The following is a 22,643-nucleotide window of genomic DNA, read 5'->3' on the forward strand; positions in this document are numbered from 1 at the left end:
AATGAAGTACAAGTTTTTGGACCTGTATTTGGAGCCCAAACAATCAAACCTTGGAACCATGGAACTTGGACACCATACTTAAAATAAAGAATAGATTATGAATGATTTAATAGTAAATGAGATTTATAATATTAAAGATAATAAGGAACTAATTAAAGATTATATTAATAAATTAATATCTAAAGAAAATATTTTTGATTCGTTTGTTCAATCGAGGCAGCATTTATTTGAAATTTATAATGATAGATTAGATTTTAGTATATATAAAGGTAATCATTTTGAAGGGCTAGAAGAAGTTGTAGAAGAAATGAGATATTCAGGCCTAAAAAATATACGATTATCATATATTGATGGAACTAAAAGAAGCTGTTCAATATTTAGTAGTGATGACTATAAAGTAATTTTGGGTATTATTTTTTATAATAATTAAGGCAATCGTTAATAATAACAAGAAGTCTGTTTATTTTAGTACCAGAAAATTCCTTGGTACTAAAATTAGACAGTTATATCTGTTTTGATTTTAACAAATAATAAAACCATTGCAAGCTAAACTATCAATCGTTTTATTCTCTTGATTTATGAAAACTATTATATTGCACTAATACAAAAATCTTCTTGAAAGATAAGTAAAAGAGAAACTTTTACGAAGACTGCGAAGGCAGTTCAGTAAGAGTAATCTTTGCTAAAAACAGCGCAGGCGCTCCTGAAATTATTGACACCAACAATTACTATCCTTTTGGTTTAAACCATATCTCAGGGTCGTTTGGTACTTCTAACTTTGGTAGTTTCTATAGTTACAAATACAACGGAAAGGAATTACAAGAGACGGGAATGTATGATTACGGAGCAAGGATGATGATGCCTGACCTGGGAAGATGGGGAGCAATGGATGCGATGTCTGAGAAATACAGTTCCTGGAGTCCTTATAACTATGCGATCAATAACCCTGTTATGGTCATTGATCCGGATGGAAATGATATTCAACCATTATCCGAAGCGCAACAGGCTTTTAAAAATTATGTAGCAACGATGTCAACAGGAACTGAAACATCAGGAGGGAATATTTTTACTGGGTTTAATTTTTCTGGTTTTGGAACAGATGATTGGATCAGAGGACTTGATGGAAAGTGGAGATATGATGCTAATATTACTACTTTAGAAAAGGCAATGCGAATGGCAGGTATTGATGGTTTTGCTAAAAATGGAACAATATTCTCAAATGTAAGTGTAGATGGAGGAAGTATCTCGGCTTATGCACGACTAAATGAAGGAGGTAGTATAACCAAGCTCGGTGCGGATGATCTAGCTTCTATGAATGCAATTGTAGATGCATTACCAATGTGGTTAGGAGGAACGTGGAGAACCTGGACCAATGTAACATTTTACAGTTTTTCCGCAGGATCAAATGATCCTGATAAAGAAACACTTAATAAATTAAAACCACAGGATAAAATTGATTTTAATAATATGTTTGAGTATATTTTAGGTGGGTACGGTAGAGCAACAAAACTTAATCTTCAAGATGGTGCTTTTCAATTTGGTCTTGACATACAGGGCATTGGAAATCCATTTCCTAACATAAATGATACAGTTTATCTAAGAGATTACACATTTAAACAGAACTCCATAGTGCCAATTGATACAATGTACAAAACAATTCCTAAAAAAGGTGAGTCTTTCCAGCAAACTGCTAGAAGACTTCGCAAAACTATTGATTCAGTAAAATCTTCAAAATAATTTAAAATATGGGTAAAATAGTTTTATTGTATTTATTATTTTTTTTAATAATATCGTGCAAAAAACAAGAAGTTAGAAATTTTGATAATCTCAATTCTTCAGAATATTTTTCAATTTCAAGTGAATTAAAAAACTTAAAAAATATTGAAAAAAATAAAATTAATGATTCTCTATATAAGATAACGGGAACATTCAATAACTATGAAATTACAGGATTTGTAGATCATGAAAATATTAGAGTAGGTTGGTGGATAGCTACTAATAAACAATCGAAAGAGATAAATGCTAAATTAGAATATAAATTTGTTGATAATAAAGAGTTTGTTAATCAATACATTTTGTTCAAAAATGGAAAAATAGATAGTACAAATAGTAAATTCTATTGGTTTGATAGGAATAAAAATTTGATTAAATATAATTTTTATATTCCAAATAGCTCTAAAAGTTTAGAACCTGAAGGAAAGCTGAATTATCATATTTATTCCAATGGAACTGAACTAAAACATTTGCAATGTAAGTGTCTACAAATTGAAAATATTTTTAGTTGTGAGTTTCCATATCCAAAAGATATTGAATCTAAAAAAATAATTATTCGTGGAAATTTTTGGGAATTGTTTCAAATGAAAAATGGAAATGTTGGTGAGAATGAAATTTATGTATTAGATACATTGAAATAGTGGAGTTGCTACCTTTTTTAGAACAAAAATTTTATACCCTAACAAAGGGGGATGAAAATTAGAGTATTGGTTTTCAATATCCCTCGGCTGCCGATTGAATCGTGTGTTAAGTAATAGTAACAAAGCCCCGCTATTATAAATACAATGGCAAAGAGCTTCACGAAATAGGAATGTATGATTACGGTGCAAGGATGATGATGCCTGACCTGGGAAGATGGGGAGTAATGGATGCGATGTCTGAGAAATACAGCTCTTTGAGTCCTTACAGCTATGCGATCAATAACCCTGTTATGGTCATTGATCCGGATGGAAATGATGCAATGTTCGCTTCTGGAGAAGCAGCACAATTTGCTTTTAAAATGTATGTAGCAACGATGTCAACAGGAACTGGAACATCAGGAGAGAATATTTTTACGGGGTTGGATAATGAGTATGATAAGGATGGCAAGATGATTAGTAATTTAGGTGGAAATAAGATAGATTTTTATCATCAAAGAAATGGAGATACTAAAGTGATTAGTCGACAAAGTGGGGCTTCAAATATTATTAAAGGAGGAGAATCTATTATTAGAGGTTATATTCATAGAGGAAAAGATGTTGGATGGGGAACTATAACAAGTGAATATTTTGGAGGAAGTGGGCCTACTCGCAGTCTATTTAGTGATTTTAATGATTCTAATGATGGACCTTTTGCTTCTCTAGACAAAGCATCATCTCCGTATTCTTCTTTAGCAAGACAAGCATCATTAAACTCAGAAGATCCAAAAGGGTTTATAGAGATGACATATCTTCAGGCTAATCCTCTAAGAGCAAATTTTGATGGATATGAGCAGATGTGGGGAAGATCCACTGTATCTTGGTACAAATTAGGAGGCGAAACACTTTTTTTAATGTTAGATTCAAAATCTCAGGAGTCATTATTTTATAGATTACCAGTAAATAATTTTGAAAGAACCGAAGGAAAAGTAAATAGCTTTGGAAATACATATCAGACTTATATGTGGACTGAAAGCAATTCCGAAGTTCAAAAAAAAGTAGTTAACCCAACCTTAAAGAACGTTTTTAAACAAGCTGTAACACCACCATCTATATTAACAAGACCTAGATTTTAAATCGAACATTTTAAATTTGATAAATATGAAAAAAAGTATAAGTTTAATTTTATTACCACTTCTATTTTCATGTCAAAATATTAGTAGTGAAGATATGTATGGAAAATATTCGCCTTTATCATATAAAAATACATATGATACCCTGACAATTTACAGAGATGGAGTGTACAATAGGGTTATTTATAATAGGGAAGGGAAAAAGTTATTGGATTACGATTCAAAATATAAAATAGATAATCAATCTATAACACTTTCAAAATTTTATCTAAATTTAGACAAAGATTTAATTGCTTTTCCAGAGGATGTAGAAGACACTAATACAACTTATATAACTTCTTTCAAAAAAAAAGATAAAAACATTTTTCTCTGCTTTGGCCATTATGGAGAAAATTGTTATAAAAAGGTAAAATAACAAAAATTGGCACTCAATTGAGTGCTCCTGCTGGTGGCGAGCGTCACGCTCGTATCTGATAAAATAGCATCAACCCTTTACAAATAGTAAGGGGTTGATTACTTTTATTTAAAGCTTAAGTACGAATCTATGTTTTAAAATATAGAAAATAGGTGTAATTTTAAGATTGTTATTGTTGGTACGAGCAAGATGCTCGCACCAGCTTGGGGTTGTTAAAATGGATTATCTTCAAGCTAACCCCATCACAGCAAATTTTGATTGGTATGAGCAGATGTGGGGAAGATCAAATGTATCTTGGTATAAATTAGGAGATGAAACACTTTTTTAATGACTGATTCTAAGTCACAGGAGTCATTGTTTTATAGATTACCAGTAAATAATTTTGAAAGAACCGATGGAAAGGTAAATAGTTTTGGAAATACATATCAGACTTATATATGGACTGAAAGAAACTCCGAAATTCAAAAAAAAAGTAATTAACCCAACCTTAAAGAACGTTTTTGAACAAGCTGTAACACCACCATCTATATTAACAAGACCTAGATTTTAAATCGAACAACTTAAATTTAATGAATATGAAAAAAAGTATAAGTTTAATTTTATTACCTTTTTTATTTTCTTGCCAAAATATTAGTAATGAAGATATATATGGAAAATATTCACCCATATCATACAAGAATACATATGACACTCTAACGATTAGCAAGGATGGGGGTTATAACAGGGTAATTTACAATATAAAAGGGAAGAAAGTGTTGAATTACAATTCGAAATATAAATTAGAGGGTTCTTCAATAAAGTTTTCTGATTTTTATTTAAATTTAGATAAAGATTTAATTACCTTTCCAGAAGATGTGAATGATACTGATATGACCTATACTACTTTTTTTGAGAAAAAAGATAAGAATATTGTACTTTGCTTTGGCTACCATGATGGGGAGAATTGTTATAAAAAGATTATAGAATAAAAAAACACTGAGCAAAGTCCCCGCTAGTACGAGCGTCTCGTTCGTTTTCAGATTGACTAGTTCTAGTTCTGAAAAAGGTTTACTATTTTAATAAATCAAATATAGTTAAATCAGGGTAGGAATTTTCCTATTCTGATTTTTGCTTTTTAGACTCATAAAAATATGCTTGGAAGGTATGTTCAGAAAGGGGTAAAGTTGCATATAAAACCGCTATATTTACCAATACAGAGATCACCTTGGAAATACCAGGGTAAGCTTTGCCAAAAACAGCGTAGGTGCTCCTGAAATTATTGACACCAACAATTACTATCCTTTTTGCTTAAACCATACGGGCGGAAACGGTTTGAACTCTTCCAACTTTGGAGGTCTCTACTCTTACAAATACAACGGAAAAGAGCTTCAGGAAACCGGGATGTTTGATTACGGCTGGAGACAATATATGCCAGATCTGGGAAGATGGAACGGGATAGATCAATTGTCAGAAAGTTACATTTCTACAAGTCCATATGCTTATGTAGCTAATAATCCTGTTTCGCAGTATGATGTAGACGGAAGATGGTTTAACCAGGATGGGAGTATTGATACTTCAGGAAGAACTCCCGGATTTACCACGGGTAGACAATATTATAATTCTTTTTTTGGTATAAATCCCGGAGATGGTGGAGGTGCAAATAGTATGTTTGCTGCTGGACTTATTGATACAGCATTCGGTTTGGGTGGAACTTGGTCTAATACAGGTTTTGGCTTTATGGATAGTGATGGTACTCTTTTGGGGTATAATGGTAGCTATAAAAGTTTAAATGTTAACTTTGAGGAAGGAGGAATTGGTGAAGCAACCAATTATGTTCCGGAAGTTTTTGTCACAGGAAGAAAAGGTGGAGGTTTCTTTGAGGGATCATACAACAGCTTTATGATGGAGAATGGTATGAACAATGCCAGAATGAGTTGGAACTTAAGTCAAAGCAGATCTTTACTATATGATGCCATAGAAAACACAAAAGTAGGAAGATCTGTATCTGCTGCTGAAAATTTCATGTTTTTGGAGTTACCAGCGTCCCTTGCTGGCGGAGAAATATTGGCCGCTGGTTGGAGAGCAGCCGGAGCTGGAAGATATTTATCTGGTGTAGTAAACAAGGCTTATGCAAACATCGCTCCTAAGATAGTAGCTACTTTTAGTGAAACGGCAGAACAAGCTGTAGTACATGGGAACTCATTAAAAAGTCTAAGACCAACTTGGGGATATAAACTCTATTCAGCTGATGGAACATTTTTAAAGAATGGGATTACATCAAAGCTTATTCCAGAAACAAGATATACCAAGACTTTTATGTCTAATAAAGTTATGATGGAAAAAATATTATTTCCTAATAGAGCTGCAGCTTACCAATGGGAGTTTCAGCAAAATCAAATTCTACGTGGACCATTAAATTTAAATATGCATTAATTATGAGTAATGATACAAATATATTTGGCTGTTTTGTTTCCTATCCTTCGGTGATGTATGATGCAACAGATGAACAAAAAAAAATCGCAAAAAATCAAGGTGATTTATTTCGCATCTATATCTGGGGAGATCAGGGAATTTGTGATAGCTTGAAGGAACTTAAAAAAGAAAATTATGGTAATGATCTAGAACTAGCTTTATTTCAATTCTATGTAAATCCAATTGAATATGAATTAAACAATCTGAAAGAAATTGAATCATATAGAAAAAAAGAAAAGTCTATAGGTATTCCGATTATTATTGATGATGAGAATTTTTTTAGTAAAACAGAGCAGGAACGCTACAATTTTCTAAAACAATCTATTTTACAAAAAATGGAAGTACTTTTGGAAGTTGTTAAGAAGAAAAAACTGGATACGAAAATGGACTTATTAAAATCTGATTTGAGAAAAGTTCTTGAAGAATTGCGGTAATATTGCCCCGCTGCCGATTGCATTGCGTGGTGAATAGCAATAATAAAACCACTGCTATTGAGCGGTGGTTTTGTATTGTAAAAAGCATGATGTTTTTCTATGATTGGCTTTTAAATAATCGCTTTAATTTACTCTGTTAGTAGTTTAGAGCACGCTATAGCAGACTCATATCGGGCTAGATTTGCACCAAAATGGGTGAAAGAAATGTATAATCTAAATTGGAAATAATTATGTTTAGAATATTTAAAAAACAAAAAATAAAAGAGTTTACAGATGAAGAAATAAATTTCTTTAGAGAGCTCGTTAAGCTTTTACCTACTCGTTATCATTATATTCTTAATCAATTGAATAAATATTTTTTAATAAGCTTTAAACCAAACGACTTGAACTTTAAAGATTGGTATAGTGTTCAATTAAATGCAAAATTAGAGAAAGTATATAGCAAACCTAATTTAGGGTATTTTCAATTACAAAATATTTTTATATACAATAAAAAAAGTAAAGAAAAAGAAAAAATTAATATTTCGTTTCTTGAGGGAATGTTTATTGGTTTTTTTATTAAAGATATAAATTTGAATAATTATACTTTAAATCAATATGATACTTCTACTCTAAAAGAAAAACATTTTAAAAATGAGAACGATAAAGAAGTTCTTTTAGAAATAATTAAAGATGTTAATAAGAATAAGTTGGTTGAGTTAGATATAGAGGATACATTTAAAATAGAAATTCCTGAAGGAACTTTTTATACTATTAAAAGCTTGGGGGAAGGCAATTATTTAGCTGTTGATAGTCACGGTATAGTTTATGAACTATTGCATGATCCGTACAGTGTAAAGAAAAAAGCGACTAGTATAAATGATTTACTATAGACATTGATCATGTTTCAGATATGTTGATTTCTGTTATTAATGTGATTTAACATTCCCCTCGCTGCAGCACGATTGCATCGTGTGGCGAATTAATAATAACAACACCACTGCTATTGAGCGGTGGTGTTGTGTTTTAAAAACTTTATATATTTATTTTGAAAACAATAAGTATATTTATCAATATAAAGACCAACTTGATAGACCAATAAAAGAGAAGGTTTTACGAAAACTGCTAATATAGTTAAGTAAGTGTAACCTTTGCCAAAAACAGCGCAGGCGCTCCCGAAATTATTGATACCAACAATTACTATCCTTTTGGACTGAATCATATCTCAGGGTCGTTTGGTATTTCTAACTTTGGTAGTTTCTACAGTTACAAATACAACGGAAAGGAATTACAAGAGACGGGAATGTATGACTATGGTGCAAGGATGATGATGCCTGACCTGGGAAGATGGGGAGCAATGGATGCCATGTCTGAGAAATACAGTTCCTGGAGTCCTTATAACTATGCGATCAATAACCCTGTGATGGTGATTGATCCGGATGGAAATGATATTCAACCATTATCCGAAGCGCAACAGGCTTTTAAAAATTATGTAGCAACGATGTCAACAGGAACTGAAACATCAGGAGGGAATATTTTTACTGGGTTTAATTTTTCTGGTTTTGGAACAGATGATTGGATCAGAGGACTTGATGGAAAGTGGAGATATGATGCTAATATTACTACTTTGGAAAAGGCAATGCGAATGGCAGGTATTGATGGTTTTGCTAAAAATGGGACGGTTCTGGCTAATACAAAAATAGGACCTAATGGAGAAATTGGATATGTAAGACTAGGTGAGGGAGGAAAAGCCAGCTATGCAGAGCAATACGGAGCGATAGATGCATTGACAAGTGCAATGCCTACGTGGTTAGGTGGAACGTGGAGAACCTGGACCAATGTAACATTTTACAGTTTTTCCGCAGGATCAAATGATCCTGATAAAGAAACACTTAATAAATTAAAACCACAGGATAAAATTGATTTTAATAATATGTTTGAGTATATTTTAGGTGGGTACGGTAGAAATACAAAGCTTGATCGTAAAAGTTTTGGAGATGCTTTTATCCAATTTGGGCTTGATGTAGAAGGCATTGGAAATCCTTTTAATTTCAAGAGTAATGATAGTACTGCTTTAGTGGAGCAAATCTCAGATTCTCCATTTTCTTACTCAAGAGATACAATAAAAAAAGTTCCTACTCAAACGAAAACCAATGATAGTATTATGTTTAATAATGCTGTTAAAAATGTTAATGATCAAAAGTTAAAAAACTATTATAATAGAATAAATTTTCTCGGCAAAAAATGGTAGTAAAAAATAATAAAAGAACGGCGAAAAATTTTTTTTTGCTTTTAATTATCTTTTTATTTTTTTCATGTAAAAAAAATGATAAAAATTTTAGTAAACACGTCAATATTCAGGATATTACTAATGAAGATAATTATGCAATTAGTAGTAAAAAAGAAAATGATTCAATAATTCTAATTAGTGGTGAGAGTAATCAATATACTTTGCAAGGCTATAAGAATGTTAAAAATAATGAAAAAATAGGATGGTGGAAAGTTAAGGATAAAACTAACGATTTTTTGTATGAGATTGAGTTTTTGTCAGTAAATATGGAAAAAGAAAATCAGATTAAATTTTATGAAGAAGGTAAATTGATAAATAGATTTAGTCAATATTATGATATTATTTATAAGAATAATGGATATGAATTTAAATTTTATTTTCCAAAGTATAAAGATGAAAAAACCAGAGTGGAATTTAATTATATGACAAAAAATAATAATACTATTGAAGATAAAAGGATTGATTGTAAAACCGAAAATGGTTATTACATATGTTTTATTCCTGGGGAAAAAAAAGAAAAATCAATTGCAGGGGTTGCAACATTTTTTTCCGAAAGTGAAAATAAAAAAGAAACAACTTTTTCATCTGTAAGTATGTTTGTTAATAATTAAAGTTCCACCGCTCTGCGAAGTTTGTAACTTCGTAGCTGTCGAGTTCCTGTGTCGCTTTTAGTTTATTAAGAGTGGCTCATACAGTCCATCTTTTACGAGATAATCTAAGGTGACGCCTGAAGCATTCGCAATTTTTGTAACCAGGTCAATCGACGGAACATTTTCCCTCGCTAACGCAAAATTGCATCGTGTGGTGAAATAATAATAACAAGACCACTGCTATTGAGCAGTGGTTTTGTGTTGTAAAACGTGTTCTGTTTTTTATCTGAAAATAAAGTGTAATCTTCGCTGGATAAAGGGGGGAAGTCTGTACAATATAACTACCTGAATCTTTCTGATCAGTATGTGATCCACCAGAATAGCTTTGGAAAGCCAACCTATAGTACTATCAATTACCTTTACCGTGCTGACGGAACCAAGCTTCGTAAAACGTTTTCTTCTTCCTCACCAAGAGGATCAACCTCAACCCGCATCACAGACTATCTGGACGGTTTTCAGTACAGCTACTTTGAAGGCGGAGGAAACTGTATTACCTGCAGAACCGAAAATGCTTACGAAGCAGAAGCTTATAGAGGTATTCTGGATCCCGGTGTTATTCCGGAATGGAAACTTGATTTTGTAGCCACCGCAGAAGGTTTTTACAGTTTCACAGAAAACCGCTATATTTACCAGTACAGAGACCACCTTGGAAATACCAGAGTCACCTTTGCCAAAAACAGCGCAGGCGCTCCTGAAATTATTGATACCAACAATTACTATCCTTTTGGACTGAATCATATCTCAGGGTCGTTTGGTATTTCTAACTTTGGTAGTTTCTACAGTTACAAATACAACGGAAAGGAATTACAAGAGACGGGAATGTATGACTATGGTGCAAGGATGATGATGCCTGACCTGGGAAGATGGGGAGCAATGGATGCCATGTCTGAGAAATACAGCTCTTTGAGTCCTTACAGCTATGCGATCAATAACCCTGTTATGGTCATTGATCCGGATGGAAATGATGCAATGTTCGCTTCTGGAGAAGCAGCACAATTTGCTTTTAAAATGTATGTTGCAACGATGTCAACAGGAACAGGAACATCAGGAGGGAATATATTTACAGGATTGAATAATAACCCTAAAGAAAATCCAAAACCAGGCTTCTGGGCAAGTATAGGGAACTTCTTTAGAAATTTGTTTGGGAATGGTAAAAAAGGAACTTTAGAAGTTGGTCCTGTGGAAAGAATCGCTGAAGATTATAGTGCGAGTGGAAGCAGATTATTTGGTTTAATACAAGGGGCCAATTATAACCCAATGGCTGAATACAGAGCACGCCGTGATAATTCTTTTTATAATGATGGAGAAACTAGTTTAGACCGATCTTTTAGATTAATGAATAGTTCTCATATAGAAATCATGCAGGACTTTGGGGGAGGTGGCTACAATATGTTTGGAGGATATGGGAGAGTTGCGAAAGCTGCTGGTGCTGCAAGTATAGCTGAAGAAATTTCCTTGGCTGCAGAAATATCTGCAGAAGCAGAAGCTAATGGCATTAAAAGTGCTCAGAAAGGTATTAATCCAGAAATTATAGGTAAATATTTTGAGCAAATGTCAAATGGTACTTATAAATCGACTGGCGGAGCCGGATACATACATGAAGGAAAATATATTTTACTAGATGGAAATCACAGAATGAATGCTGCAATTAAATATGGGATTGAAACAGGTGATTTTCAATATGTTGAACAGATTATTAATAAAGGGAACTTTATAAGACGAAATCCTGTTATAGATAACCATCGTATATACAAGTTACCCACAAAATAGATAACTATGCATAAACAAGTAATAATTTTAAACAAAAATATAAATTTAGAAACTTCAGGCGTATATGTTGTTTTCAATAATAATTTATCAAATAGCAAATTAGATGTTTCGGAAAAAGTATTTTATATTAATTTACCTAACGAAAATTCTATTAATCTATCAAACTATACAAATAACAAGGATTTATCTGTTAATGTTTATAAAAAATTAATAGATAAATATAATTTAGAATTAATTAAGCCTAGACAGATTATAGATATATTTAATAAATTAATTTACGCTATTATTAATGAGATTGAAAATTATGATGTTTTGGTAATAGGAACAATGGGACTAGATTTCGACAGTATAAAATTAATGATTCAAGAGTTAATAAATATTAGTAAAAGTTATAAAAAAACTTTCATTTTTGTTCAAGAAACTACTAAGAATATTAACACATTCGAAAAAGTCACTCAGTTAAAATTAAAGGATTTTGAAAATTGGTATATAAATAACTCTATAAATAATAATGAGACATTTTTATTTAAGCGAAAGTAAGAAATAGTGTAATTCACTCTGTAAATTCTATCATTCTGCTGAGGTGAATATTTTTTCAAATCTGGAGGAAAAGAATTTGTTAGTAAAAAAGTGTTACAAACTTATCAGGAATTGGCTACAAGAATAGGTAAACTTCCCTGTTTTTTCAGGAAACAGGGATGTATGGAGCAAGAATGATGATGCCTGATCTGGGAAGATGGGGAGCAATGGATGCCATGTCTGAGAAATACAGTTCCTGGAGTCCTTATAACTATGCGATCAATAACCCTGTGATGGTGATTGATCCGGATGGAAATGATATTCAACCATTATCCGAAGCGCAACAGGCTTTTAAAAATTATGTAGCAACGATGTCAACAGGAACTGAAACATCAGGAGGGAATATTTTTACTGGGTTTAATTTTTCTGGTTTTGGAACAGATGATTGGATCAGAGGACTTGATGGAAAGTGGAGATATGATGCTAATATTACTACTTTAGAAAAGGCAATGCGAATGGCAGGTATTGATGGTTTTGCTAAAAATGGGACGGTTCTGGCTAATACAAAAATAGGACCTAATGGAGAAATTGGATATGTAAGACTAGGTGAGGGAGGAAAAGCCAGCTATGCAGAGCAATACGGAGCGATAGATGCATTGACAAGTGCAATGCCTACGTGGTTAGGAGGAACGTGGAGAACCTGGACCAATGTAACATTTTACAGTTTTTCCGCAGGATCAAATGATCCTGATAAAGAAACACTTAATAAATTAAAACCACAGGATAAAATTGATTTTAATAATATGTTTGAGTATATTTTAGGTGGGTACGGTAGAGCAACAAAACTTAATCTTCAAGATGGTGCTTTTCAATTTGGTCTTGACATACAGGGCATTGGAAATCCATTTGGAGGTTCATCAGGATCAGCACCAGTAAAACTGGATACATTTAGTTATTATGGCCCTCAAGCAATAGGTGTCAATATTTATAGAGGAGAAGGTGGCAGAATAAATGGCGCTGGAATTAAAACTCAAGACGTTTATAAATATGATATGTCAAGAAGTCAAAAGGATTCAATGATTAATAGATTTAATGCTGATGGTGTGAAATTTGGTAGACAAGCTGATTCTATATTAAAAAGAATAACACCAAGATAATATGAGAACTAAAATAATTTGCGCACTAATTTTATTCATTATTTTTTCTTGTAAAAAAGATAAGGCTGAAAGTTTTAAAGAAGAATTAACCCAATCTATCCAAAAAAAAATTACACAAGAACTTAAACAGGACAGTTCTACTTTAGAATCCATTCAACTTGTAAAATTTGATACTTTAAAAGAATGGCAAGAAGCTGACTTTGTATCTAACTATTCTACTCAAAGATTGATAATATTAAATAAACAACAGCAACAGTTAACAAAAAAGCTTGAGAATATTAAAACAATAAAAGATTTGGAACGAATCAAATCACAATATGCAAAAGTAGAGGACAGTATGAAACACGAAATAAAAATTATAAAAAGTGTGGAACATCTAAAACCCAATAATACTAAAACAGGCAACTATCAGTCAATTTTTCTTTTAAAGGTTTATGATAAAAAATCCAATACAGTTAAAAACGATTCATTATTTATGTTTACAAATGAAAAAAAAGTAATCTTCACATCAACACAATTTATGGAGCAGTGTATTGCAAGGTTTAAAAGAAACTAAACCATCGAGTTGCTACCTTTTTTAGGATAGAAAGTTTATCCTCCTTATAACCTCGCTGCCGCAAGATTATACTGTGTGGAGAAGTAATAATAACAAAACCACTGCAATTATGTAGTGGTTTTGTTAAAAAAACGTTCTGTTTTTGTTTGTGAAAAGCCATATATTTATTTTGAAAACATTAAGTATATTTATCAGTATAAAGGCCAACTTGATAGACCAATAAAAGAAAAGCTTTTACGAAAACTGTGAACGCAGTTCAGTTAGAGTCACCTTTGCCAAAAACAGCGCAGGCGTTCCTGAAATTATTGACACCAACAATTACTATCCTTTTGGTTTAAATCATATCTCAGGGTCGTTTGGCATCTCCAACTTTGGAAGTTTCTACTCCTATAAATATAACGGTAAAGAACTTCAGGAAACAGGTATATATGATTACGGAGCAAGGATGATGATGCCTGACCTGGGAAGATGGGAGCAATGGATGCCATGTCTGAGAAATACAGCTCTTTGAGTCCTTACAGCTATGCTATCAATAACCCTGTTATGGTCATTGATCCGGATGGAAATGATGCAATGTTCGCTTCTGGAGAAGCAGCACAATTTGCTTTTAAAATGTATGTTGCAACGATGTCAACAGGAACAGGAACATCAGGAGGGAATATATTTACAGGATTGAATAATAACCCTAAAGAAAATCCACAACCAGGCTTTTGGGGAAACATAGGGAATTTCTTTAGTAATTTGTTTGGAGGGAATAAGGGGGCCGATATTTCAATTCTTTTAAGAGGTGCTGATATTTCTAGAACATTTCAGGTAGGAGAAGTAACTGAAATAACAGCAGAAGGCTTTTTTGCTAGAATGGGTGCAGCAGTCGCATCAACATCAGCTTTAACATTAGGAGCTGTTTTAACCCCTACAATGATGAAAGATCCTGCATATGATTGGACGAGAGACTTGGATATATCTTTATCAAAAGAAATTTCTAGAGGTGATAATAATAGAAATGGGATATTACTATATAGGGGTGTTTCATCTTTTGCACATACAGAAACACAAGCTATGATGTATAATGAGGCATCATTTGGAATTGCAATTCCAAATGGACTAAGACCAGGAAATAAAGCGCATTGGGATATGGATGATCATGCAATGAACGATAATTATTCTGTATGGACATCGTGGACCACTAATAAATCAACCGCCAGAGATTTTGCAACTGCTATGGGAAAAGCATCAGGAATCATTTTATCTAAACGTTTTAAAATTGGAGTTACTGCTATTCCTAATGTTTCAGAGACAGGAAAAAGAATGCAGGAAAGCGAATGGTTAATTTTTGGACCAGTAATAAGAGCTAATGTAGAACATATAAAGCCATAAAATGAAAACAGAAGAAGAAATTTTTAATTTAATAAAAAAAAGCATCAATTTACGGGGAGAATTTAACGATTATCATATAAGGTTGAGTAATGGGAGATTTGATAGGGAAAATATGATTGGGGTATATAGTATTAGAGAAGGGATAGCTATCAATCAAAAAAACTATAAACTTGCAGAGCAAATGCATCAATTACTTATTGGATTAAAAAATGATTCTGGAATTTTATTAAAGGGTGTAACTATTGATGGGAAAAATTATTCTGGGATGTATTATTTAAGTGAAAATTATGATAAAATTATTGGGTATTTAGATAATGAACTTGATGAAAAATGATAATGTAATTAGTCAGATTTTGCTTATTCCCTGCTGTTGCGAGCGTCTCGCTCGTACCTGATAAAATAACAACAACCCTTACTATTTGTAAGAGTTTATTGTTTTATGAGAATAAATGTACTAACTGCTATTATAATCTTGTTTGTACGAGCATAGAGGTATGTTACTTTAAAAGAAACTTCAGATTGGATAACAAAGAATAAAGATTTTCCAGTAGCATCAATTAAAGTTCCGAGTTACTCGAATTGAGCTCTTAGTATCTGTTGAGAATAATAGTATAGCAGCTTATCAAGGAGAAAAAATAGATCAGTTAAATTAAATATAGTACTAAATGCAAAATAAAATTATCCCCGCTCTGCGAAGTTTGTAACTTCGTACCAGATAATTGCTGGTACAGAGGTAAATTTCTTTGTTTTTGAACACTTCCCCTTTTTCAAACAGTTGATATCAATATAATAGTAAGGAACTAGAGGAAGCAGAGATGTATGATTACGGTGCAAGGATGATGATGCCTGATCTGGGAAGATGGGGAGCAATGGATGCCATGTCTGAGAAATACAGTTCCTGGAGTCCTTATAACTATGCTATTAATAATCCTGTGATGGTGATGTAATCTTCCCTAAAAACTATAGCACTTAAAAATATAGTTTTTAAATTTGGAATACTATGAAAAACAGTAAATTTTCAGAAGTTCAGATCATCAAGATTTTATCTGAACAAAATCAGGGTAAAACAGTCAATGAGATTTGCAGGGATTACGGTATCAGCCAACCGACCTTTTACAACTGGAAGAGTAAATATGGTGGATTGGATGTGCAGCAACTCTCTAAAATGAAGGAACTTGAAAAGGAACTTTCGCAGTACAAAAAAATCGTAGCTGAACTTACGTTGGAAAATGTTGTGATGAAAGATGTGATTGCAAAAAAGTTTTAACACCTTCCGAGAAACGGGAACTGGTTGTTTATTCCGGATCAGAACACGGAATAAGCACTCGGAATGCGTGTAGACTTTTCATTATAGGCAGTTCGGTATTTTACTATAAAAAGAAGCAGAACAATGAAGACGACAAGATTCGGGATGAGCTGTTTTTCCTTGCTGAGCAACACCAAACATGGGGGTTTTGGACGATGTACCACCGTTTAAGAAACTTGGGATTTTGGTGGAATCATAAACGGGTTTACAGGATTTATAAATCGATGAAACTGAATTTAAGAAGCAAGCGAAAAAAACGTCTTCCGGCACGGGTAAAAGAACCTTTGCTTCGACCGATTTATCCGAATGTAACGTGGAGTATGGACTTTATGCATGACACTTTAGAGAATGGTAAAAGCGTCAGAAGCTTGAATATCATTGATGATTTTAACAGAGAAATTTTGAATATTACGATTGACACCAGTTTACCTTCTGCGCGGGTAGTTTCTCAACTAGAACAACTGATCGACTGGCGCGGAAAACCGGAAAAAATAAGAGTTGATAATGGTCCGGAGTTTATTGCAGAAAAATTAAAAGATTGGTGCGGTAAAAATGAAATTACCCTTCATTATATTCAACCTGGAAAACCGACACAAAACTCTTTGGTAGAAAGATTCAACAGAACTTTCCGTACAGAATTCTTAGATGTCTATCTCTTTGAGAACATAAAACAGATGAGAAATTATGCACAAATCTGGATGTGGATGTATAATAATGAGCGCCCACACAAGGCTCTCCAATATCTTACACCAAGGGATTTTTTATTGAAATATGGAAAACTCACCCAAGCTCAGGCTATGGAGTTTCCCACATTCCAACAAAATTATTACAACGACAACAATAAATTATTAACCAAAAACTCTACTTTTGAATGTGCATAGACATGGTGAGATTACAGTGATTGATCCGGATGGAAATGATATTCAACCATTATCCGAAGCACAACAGGCTTTTAAAAATTACGTAGCAACGATGTCAACAGGAACTGAAACATCAGGAGGGAATATTTTTACTGGGTTTAATTTTTCTGGTTTTGGAACAGATGATTGGATCAGAGGACTTGATGGAAAGTGGAGATATGATGCTAATATTACTACTTTAGAAAAGGCAATGCGAATGGCAGGTATTGATGGTTTTGCTAAAAATGGGACGGTTCTGGCTAATACAAAAATAGGACCTAATGGAGAAATTGGATATGTAAGACTAGGTGAGGGAGGAAAAGCCAGCTATGCAGAGCAATACGGAGCGATAGATGCATTGACAAGTGCAATGCCTACGTGGTTAGGAGGAACGTGGAGAACCTGGACCAATGTAACATTTTACAGTTTTTCCGCAGGATCAAATGATCCTGATAAAGAAACACTTAATAAATTAAAACCACAGGATAAAATTGATTTTAATAATATGTTTGAGTATATTTTAGGTGGGTACGGTAGAGCAACAAAACTTAATCTTCAAGATGGTGCTTTTCAATTTGGTCTTGACATACAGGGCATTGGAAATCCATTTCCTAACATAAATGATACAGTTTATCTAAGAGATTACACATTTAAACAGAACTCCATAGTGCCAATTGATACAATGTACAAAACAATTCCTAAAAAAGGTGAGTCTTTCCAGCAAACTGCTAGAAGACTTCGCAAAACTATTGATTCAGTAAAATCTTCAAAATAATTTAAAATATGGGTAAAATAGTTTTATTGTATTTATTATTTTTTTTAATAATATCGTGCAAAAAACAAGAAGTTAGAAATTTTGATAATCTCAATTCTTCAGAATATTTTTCAATTTCAAGTGAATTAAAAAACTTAAAAAATATTGAAAAAAATAAAATTAATGATTCTCTATATAAGATAACGGGAACATTCAATAACTATGAAATTACAGGATTTGTAGATCATGAAAATATTAGAGTAGGTTGGTGGATAGCTACTAATAAACAATCGAAAGAGATAAATGCTAAATTAGAATATAAATTTGTTGATAATAAAGAGTTTGTTAATCAATACATTTTGTTCAAAAATGGAAAAATAGATAGTACAAATAGTAAATTCTATTGGTTTGATAGGAATAAAAATTTGATTAAATATAATTTTTATATTCCAAATAGCTCTAAAAGTTTAGAACCTGAAGGAAAGCTGAATTATCATATTTATTCCAATGGAACTGAACTAAAACATTTGCAATGTAAGTGTCTACAAATTGAAAATATTTTTAGTTGTGAGTTTCCATATCCAAAAGATATTGAATCTAAAAAAATAATTATTCGTGGAAATTTTTGGGAATTGTTTCAAATGAAAAATGGAAATGTTGGTGAGAATGAAATTTATGTATTAGATACATTGAAATAGTGGAGTTGCTACCTTTTTTAGAACAAAAATTTTATACCCTAACAAAGGGGGATGAAAATTAGAGAATTGGTTTTCAATATCCCTCGGCTGCCGATTGAATCGTGTGTTAAGTAATAGTAACAAAGCCCCGCTATTATAAATACAATGGCAAAGAGCTTCACGAAATAGGAATGTATGATTACGGTGCAAGGATGATGATGCCTGACCTGGGAAGATGGGGAGTAATGGATGCGATGTCTGAGAAATACAGCTCTTTGAGTCCTTACAGCTATGCGATCAATAACCCTGTTATGGTCATTGATCCGGATGGAAATGATGCAATGTTCGCTTCTGGAGAAGCAGCACAATTTGCTTTTAAAATGTATGTAGCAACGATGTCAACAGGAACTGGAACATCAGGAGGGAATATTTTTACTGGGTTTAATTTTTCTGGTTTTGGAACAGATGATTGGATCAGAGGACTTGATGGAAAGTGGAGATATGAAGCTGGTATTACTACTTTAGAAAAGGCAATGCGAATGGCAGGTATAACCGGTTTTGCTAAAAATGGAACAATATTCTCAAATGTAAGTGTAGATGGAGGAAGTATCTCGGCTTATGCACAACTAAATGAAGGAGGTAGTATAACCAAGCTTGGTGCGGATGATCTAGCTTCTATGAATGCAATTGTAGATGCATTACCAATGTGGTTAGGAGGAACGTGGAGTACATGGGAATCTCAAGAATTTCCTCAGATCACCAATACTGGAGGACTGGCAAGAACTGATTTTGATGCAAGCACCTGGGACAAATTCAGACCTGGTGATAAGCTTTTTACTTTAGATGCTGGAAGCTTTATATTTCCAAGTACTTTTCCAGCCGACGGTTCTAAAGGAGTACCAACATGGGCAGGTAGAGTGTATGCGGGTGTATGGGGTGTAGATAGAATTAGAGAATTGTCAGATTTGTTTGTTGGAAAGAAAAGTGATAATAGTCTAAATTCTATGTCTGTAAAAGTAACATCTTTAGACTCAATTAAATCTACGGGTTTTACATATCAAAAAGATACAACTATATTCTATGGAAATAAATCAGGCGATTTTGACAGAGCATATAAACCAGTTCAAGACAGTTCTTATAATAGGGATATCAGAAACTTTAATAGTAGAGTTCCAAGCCAATATCGAATAAAATAAAAGAAGATGAGAAATAGAGTAATAGGATTTTTGTTTTTAGTTATAATAACAGGATGTAACGAAGATAAACAAACGAATGCTTTATCTATAAAGAAAGCCAGTGAGGAAGTGTTTAATTTAAATAATTATCAAGCAAAACAACAAAAAAAAGTTAATGACTCTGTTATTCATTATGAGGGAGTTAATAACCGATTTCTAATCAAAGGAAAATATAATTATCAAAGAAAATATAAAATAGGTTGGTGGAGAGCTTATGATCTGAAAAATAATGAAAAATATTTAGACATAGAATTTTATAAAGAATTTGATAAAAAGAAAGAATTGAATAATCAAATTATTTTTTATAGGAATAATAAGATAAACGCATCTAACAGTAAGTTTTATGTAAAGAAGTACAATAGTAAAGATAATACTATTTTATATAATTTTTATTTCCCAAAGAGTATTGATAAAATACACTCTGCGAAAATAAACATTGGTATAATTGCTGATATGAAACCTTTGCTATATCCAATGACTTTTGAATGCAATAGTAAGAATAATAGTTATAGTTATTCTTTGGATATTTCTAAATATAAAAACCATCCTGTATTAAATATATTGGGTTCATTTTCGGAGCATTCAATTAATGAGAAGAAAAGAGAAATTGGTATTAATGAAATTCTAATAGATGACACAATAAAAAATGTAAATACCATTAGGTAATATAAGGCCAACTTTTAAAGTTACCCCATTGTGCAAAGTCTTGGGCTTTGATGATATAATAAACCACTGCAATTGCGGTGGTTTTATTGTCTCCCAATGCTTGAAAATAAATCAATAAAAACACAATAATTGATAAATCTGCAACATAAAGGTATATACTCTATTATTCTATACTTACTATATATGTGAATTTACATACCAATAATAGCTATCGGATTGTATATGCTTGATTACTAAAATGCGTTTTTCCCAAATAAAATTCTAAAGTGCAACTATGAGTGCTTATGGCTTAATCTAATGTATAAGAGTATTAACAACTATCCCTCTTTACTGTAAGATTATATCCTGTAGTGTAGTAATAATAGCGAAACCACTGCTATTAAGCGGTGGTTTTGTTTGTGAAAAAAAATTCTGTTTTGTATGTGAAAGTCTATAGGTTTATTCTGAAAACAATAAGTATTTTTATCTTTATAAACAATATCTCAGGGCGTTTGGCACCTTCAGCTTTGGAAGTTTCTAATCCTGTAAGTACAACGGTAAAGAATTACAGGAAACCGGGATGTATGATTACGGAGCAAGGATGATGATGCCTGACCTGGGAAGATGGGGGAGCAATGGATGCCATGTCTGAGAAATACAGTTCCTGGAGTCCTTATAACTATGCTATTAATAATCCTGTGATGGTGATTGATCCGGATGGAAATGATGCAATGTTTGCTTCTGGAGAAGCAGCACAATTTGCTTTTAAAATGTATGTAGCAACGATGTCAACAGGAACTGGAACATCAGGAGAGAATATTTTTACAGGATTTGGCTCTAACCTTTTTGATGATCACTTTAATCAGTTTGGTGAATTTTTATACACTGATAATAAGAATACAAATAATATTATTATTGATTTTCAAAATCCTATTACAGGCAGTTTTAATACAGCTCCATGGCTGTCAGTGGAACTAAAGGATTATATATTTAATAAAGATAATGCGTTTGTTTTAGCAAACATCGCTAATCATTATGCTAAAGATGCTGGTATAAATTTAAATAACCTTAAAGGTAATAGCATGTCTGTAGGAATTGCAGATTATCATTTTGATGCAGGGAAAATGGTTGGTACATTTTCTCGTTTTAATGGAGGTGAATATAATCCAGATGCTTTAATGCAGGCAAACAAGGAATCTAAAACTGTCTCTTTGATGGTTGGCAATGGAAAACCGCATCCATATTATAATGATAAAAACAATATGATTTCTGCATTAAGTCATGAGGGAGGAAAAATAAGTCACTTAACAGTAAATCCTAATAATATTAATCTATCTAAATTAGATTTAGCAAAAGAGCATATCACAATTTATGAGCATCAAATCTCTTCTCCTCTTTTTAAGAAGACTACAGCTGGCTTTCAACAATTAATGAAAAAAATTATTCTAATGATAAATGGTATTATAACACTTACAAATCGAAATAGATTTAATATATATGTATGTCTATTAATTTTTCTATTTATATCATGTAAAAAGTCTATGTTAAAGAATGATAATGTTGTTTGTTCTTTTCAGAATTTAATATGTGATTATACAAAAGATAGTATAAGGATAAAAAATGTAGAGACTTTTTTACTTTTTGGAAATCCTACAAATGACACCCTTAAAGTTTCTCTTAAAGATATTCAAGCGAAGTATCGACATATTTATGAAAGGGATACACTGAAGATAAATTTTGAAGCATTAACAATTATTTCTATTCCACCACATGACTCTCTCGGATTACCTTGTATGTCAATAATTGAAAAGAACTTTGGTAAAGGAAATAAAGTCTTTGAAAAAGGATTTTCAATTGTTAATGTTAATTCTCAAAAAGAAATTTCTCATGCACCAGGCTACAGATTAAAACAAATTAATGATTTTCAATTATATAAGAAGTGGGGAAGAAAACATAATAACATGACTTTATAAAGTAGCAAATCTACTCCGGATGGAAATGATGCA

General features: G+C 32.4%; 24 protein-coding genes and 1 pseudogene. All 25 read left to right on the forward strand.

What is annotated here, in order from left to right:
• The first annotated feature begins 97 nt into the window (after positions 1-97).
• The 25 genes and pseudogenes from LF887_RS04175 to LF887_RS04295 all read left to right on the forward strand — a co-directional run bounded on the left by LF887_RS04175 (position 98) and on the right by LF887_RS04295 (position 22,610).
• The gene (locus LF887_RS04175; protein WP_236857554.1) at positions 98-430 is read left to right on the forward strand and encodes a hypothetical protein; all 333 of its coding nucleotides are present in this window, start codon (positions 98-100) and stop codon (positions 428-430) included.
• A gap of 281 nt (positions 431-711) precedes the next feature.
• Positions 712-1,737, forward strand: a complete 1,026-nt coding sequence (locus LF887_RS04180) for an RHS repeat-associated core domain-containing protein (protein ID WP_262912532.1) — start codon at positions 712-714, stop codon at positions 1,735-1,737.
• Between the two features lie 8 nt (positions 1,738-1,745).
• The gene (locus LF887_RS04185) at positions 1,746-2,414 is read left to right on the forward strand and encodes a hypothetical protein (protein WP_236857555.1); all 669 of its coding nucleotides are present in this window, start codon (positions 1,746-1,748) and stop codon (positions 2,412-2,414) included.
• A 170-nt stretch (positions 2,415-2,584) separates the two neighbouring features.
• The gene (locus tag LF887_RS04190; protein ID WP_236857556.1) at positions 2,585-3,526 is read left to right on the forward strand and encodes an RHS repeat-associated core domain-containing protein; all 942 of its coding nucleotides are present in this window, start codon (positions 2,585-2,587) and stop codon (positions 3,524-3,526) included.
• 25 nt (positions 3,527-3,551) lie between these two features.
• Positions 3,552-3,938: a hypothetical protein gene (locus LF887_RS04195; RefSeq protein WP_236857557.1), complete on the forward strand. Its 387-nt coding sequence runs from the start codon at positions 3,552-3,554 to the stop codon at positions 3,936-3,938.
• Positions 3,939-4,513: 575 nt separating this feature from the next.
• Complete coding sequence (locus LF887_RS04200) at positions 4,514-4,906, forward strand: hypothetical protein (RefSeq protein ID WP_236857558.1); 393 nt, start codon at positions 4,514-4,516, stop codon at positions 4,904-4,906.
• A 343-nt stretch (positions 4,907-5,249) separates the two neighbouring features.
• Complete coding sequence (locus tag LF887_RS04205) at positions 5,250-6,350, forward strand: RHS repeat protein (RefSeq protein WP_236857559.1); 1,101 nt, start codon at positions 5,250-5,252, stop codon at positions 6,348-6,350.
• A 2-nt stretch (positions 6,351-6,352) separates the two neighbouring features.
• Positions 6,353-6,823: a hypothetical protein gene (locus LF887_RS04210; RefSeq protein WP_236857560.1), complete on the forward strand. Its 471-nt coding sequence runs from the start codon at positions 6,353-6,355 to the stop codon at positions 6,821-6,823.
• Between the two features lie 230 nt (positions 6,824-7,053).
• Positions 7,054-7,695: a hypothetical protein gene (locus tag LF887_RS04215; RefSeq protein ID WP_236857561.1), complete on the forward strand. Its 642-nt coding sequence runs from the start codon at positions 7,054-7,056 to the stop codon at positions 7,693-7,695.
• Between the two features lie 290 nt (positions 7,696-7,985).
• The gene (locus LF887_RS04220; protein ID WP_410681136.1) at positions 7,986-9,053 is read left to right on the forward strand and encodes an RHS repeat-associated core domain-containing protein; all 1,068 of its coding nucleotides are present in this window, start codon (positions 7,986-7,988) and stop codon (positions 9,051-9,053) included.
• Positions 9,047-9,703 carry a hypothetical protein gene (locus LF887_RS04225; RefSeq protein WP_236857562.1) on the forward strand — a complete coding sequence of 219 codons (657 nt, stop codon included), beginning with the start codon at positions 9,047-9,049 and terminating at the stop codon, positions 9,701-9,703. The genes LF887_RS04220 and LF887_RS04225 overlap by 7 nt, the downstream gene beginning before the upstream one ends.
• Positions 9,704-10,048: 345 nt before the next feature.
• Positions 10,049-11,512, forward strand: a complete 1,464-nt coding sequence (locus LF887_RS04230) for an RHS repeat-associated core domain-containing protein (RefSeq protein WP_236857563.1) — start codon at positions 10,049-10,051, stop codon at positions 11,510-11,512.
• 6 nt (positions 11,513-11,518) lie between these two features.
• The gene (locus LF887_RS04235; RefSeq protein WP_236857564.1) at positions 11,519-12,052 is read left to right on the forward strand and encodes a hypothetical protein; all 534 of its coding nucleotides are present in this window, start codon (positions 11,519-11,521) and stop codon (positions 12,050-12,052) included.
• A 158-nt stretch (positions 12,053-12,210) separates the two neighbouring features.
• Positions 12,211-13,188 carry an RHS repeat-associated core domain-containing protein gene (locus LF887_RS04240; protein ID WP_236857565.1) on the forward strand — a complete coding sequence of 326 codons (978 nt, stop codon included), beginning with the start codon at positions 12,211-12,213 and terminating at the stop codon, positions 13,186-13,188.
• A 1-nt stretch (position 13,189) separates the two neighbouring features.
• Positions 13,190-13,744: a hypothetical protein gene (locus tag LF887_RS04245; protein ID WP_236857566.1), complete on the forward strand. Its 555-nt coding sequence runs from the start codon at positions 13,190-13,192 to the stop codon at positions 13,742-13,744.
• A 468-nt stretch (positions 13,745-14,212) separates the two neighbouring features.
• A complete protein-coding gene (locus LF887_RS04250; protein ID WP_236857567.1) occupies positions 14,213-15,121 on the forward strand; it encodes a hypothetical protein in 909 nt (302 codons plus the stop codon).
• Position 15,122: 1 nt separating this feature from the next.
• The gene (locus LF887_RS04255; RefSeq protein ID WP_236857568.1) at positions 15,123-15,455 is read left to right on the forward strand and encodes an enoyl-CoA hydratase; all 333 of its coding nucleotides are present in this window, start codon (positions 15,123-15,125) and stop codon (positions 15,453-15,455) included.
• A 457-nt stretch (positions 15,456-15,912) separates the two neighbouring features.
• Positions 15,913-16,068: pseudogene (locus LF887_RS04260) on the forward strand (RHS repeat-associated core domain-containing protein); the annotation flags it as partial.
• Positions 16,069-16,121: 53 nt separating this feature from the next.
• Positions 16,122-16,388: a transposase gene (locus LF887_RS04265; RefSeq protein WP_236855179.1), complete on the forward strand. Its 267-nt coding sequence runs from the start codon at positions 16,122-16,124 to the stop codon at positions 16,386-16,388.
• A gap of 20 nt (positions 16,389-16,408) precedes the next feature.
• Positions 16,409-17,308 (forward strand): IS3 family transposase, encoded by a 900-nt coding sequence (locus LF887_RS04270; protein WP_236859468.1) that lies wholly within the window; start codon positions 16,409-16,411, stop codon positions 17,306-17,308.
• Positions 17,295-18,101, forward strand: coding sequence for a hypothetical protein (locus LF887_RS04275; protein ID WP_236857570.1), 807 nt, complete (start codon positions 17,295-17,297; stop codon positions 18,099-18,101). Before LF887_RS04270 ends, LF887_RS04275 begins: the two co-directional genes overlap by 14 nt.
• 8 nt (positions 18,102-18,109) lie before the next feature.
• Entirely contained in the window at positions 18,110-18,778 is a 669-nt protein-coding gene (locus tag LF887_RS04280; protein ID WP_236857555.1) for a hypothetical protein, read from the forward strand.
• A 113-nt stretch (positions 18,779-18,891) separates the two neighbouring features.
• Positions 18,892-19,953, forward strand: coding sequence for an RHS repeat-associated core domain-containing protein (locus tag LF887_RS04285; RefSeq protein WP_262912534.1), 1,062 nt, complete (start codon positions 18,892-18,894; stop codon positions 19,951-19,953).
• A 6-nt stretch (positions 19,954-19,959) separates the two neighbouring features.
• On the forward strand, positions 19,960-20,658 hold the full coding sequence (locus LF887_RS04290) for a hypothetical protein (RefSeq protein ID WP_236857572.1): 699 nt from the start codon (positions 19,960-19,962) through the stop codon (positions 20,656-20,658).
• A gap of 614 nt (positions 20,659-21,272) precedes the next feature.
• A complete protein-coding gene (locus LF887_RS04295) occupies positions 21,273-22,610 on the forward strand; it encodes a hypothetical protein (RefSeq protein WP_236857573.1) in 1,338 nt (445 codons plus the stop codon).
• Positions 22,611-22,643: the final 33 nt, after the last annotated feature.

Source organism: Chryseobacterium sp. MEBOG06, from assembly GCF_021869765.1.
Taxonomy (GTDB): domain Bacteria; phylum Bacteroidota; class Bacteroidia; order Flavobacteriales; family Weeksellaceae; genus Chryseobacterium.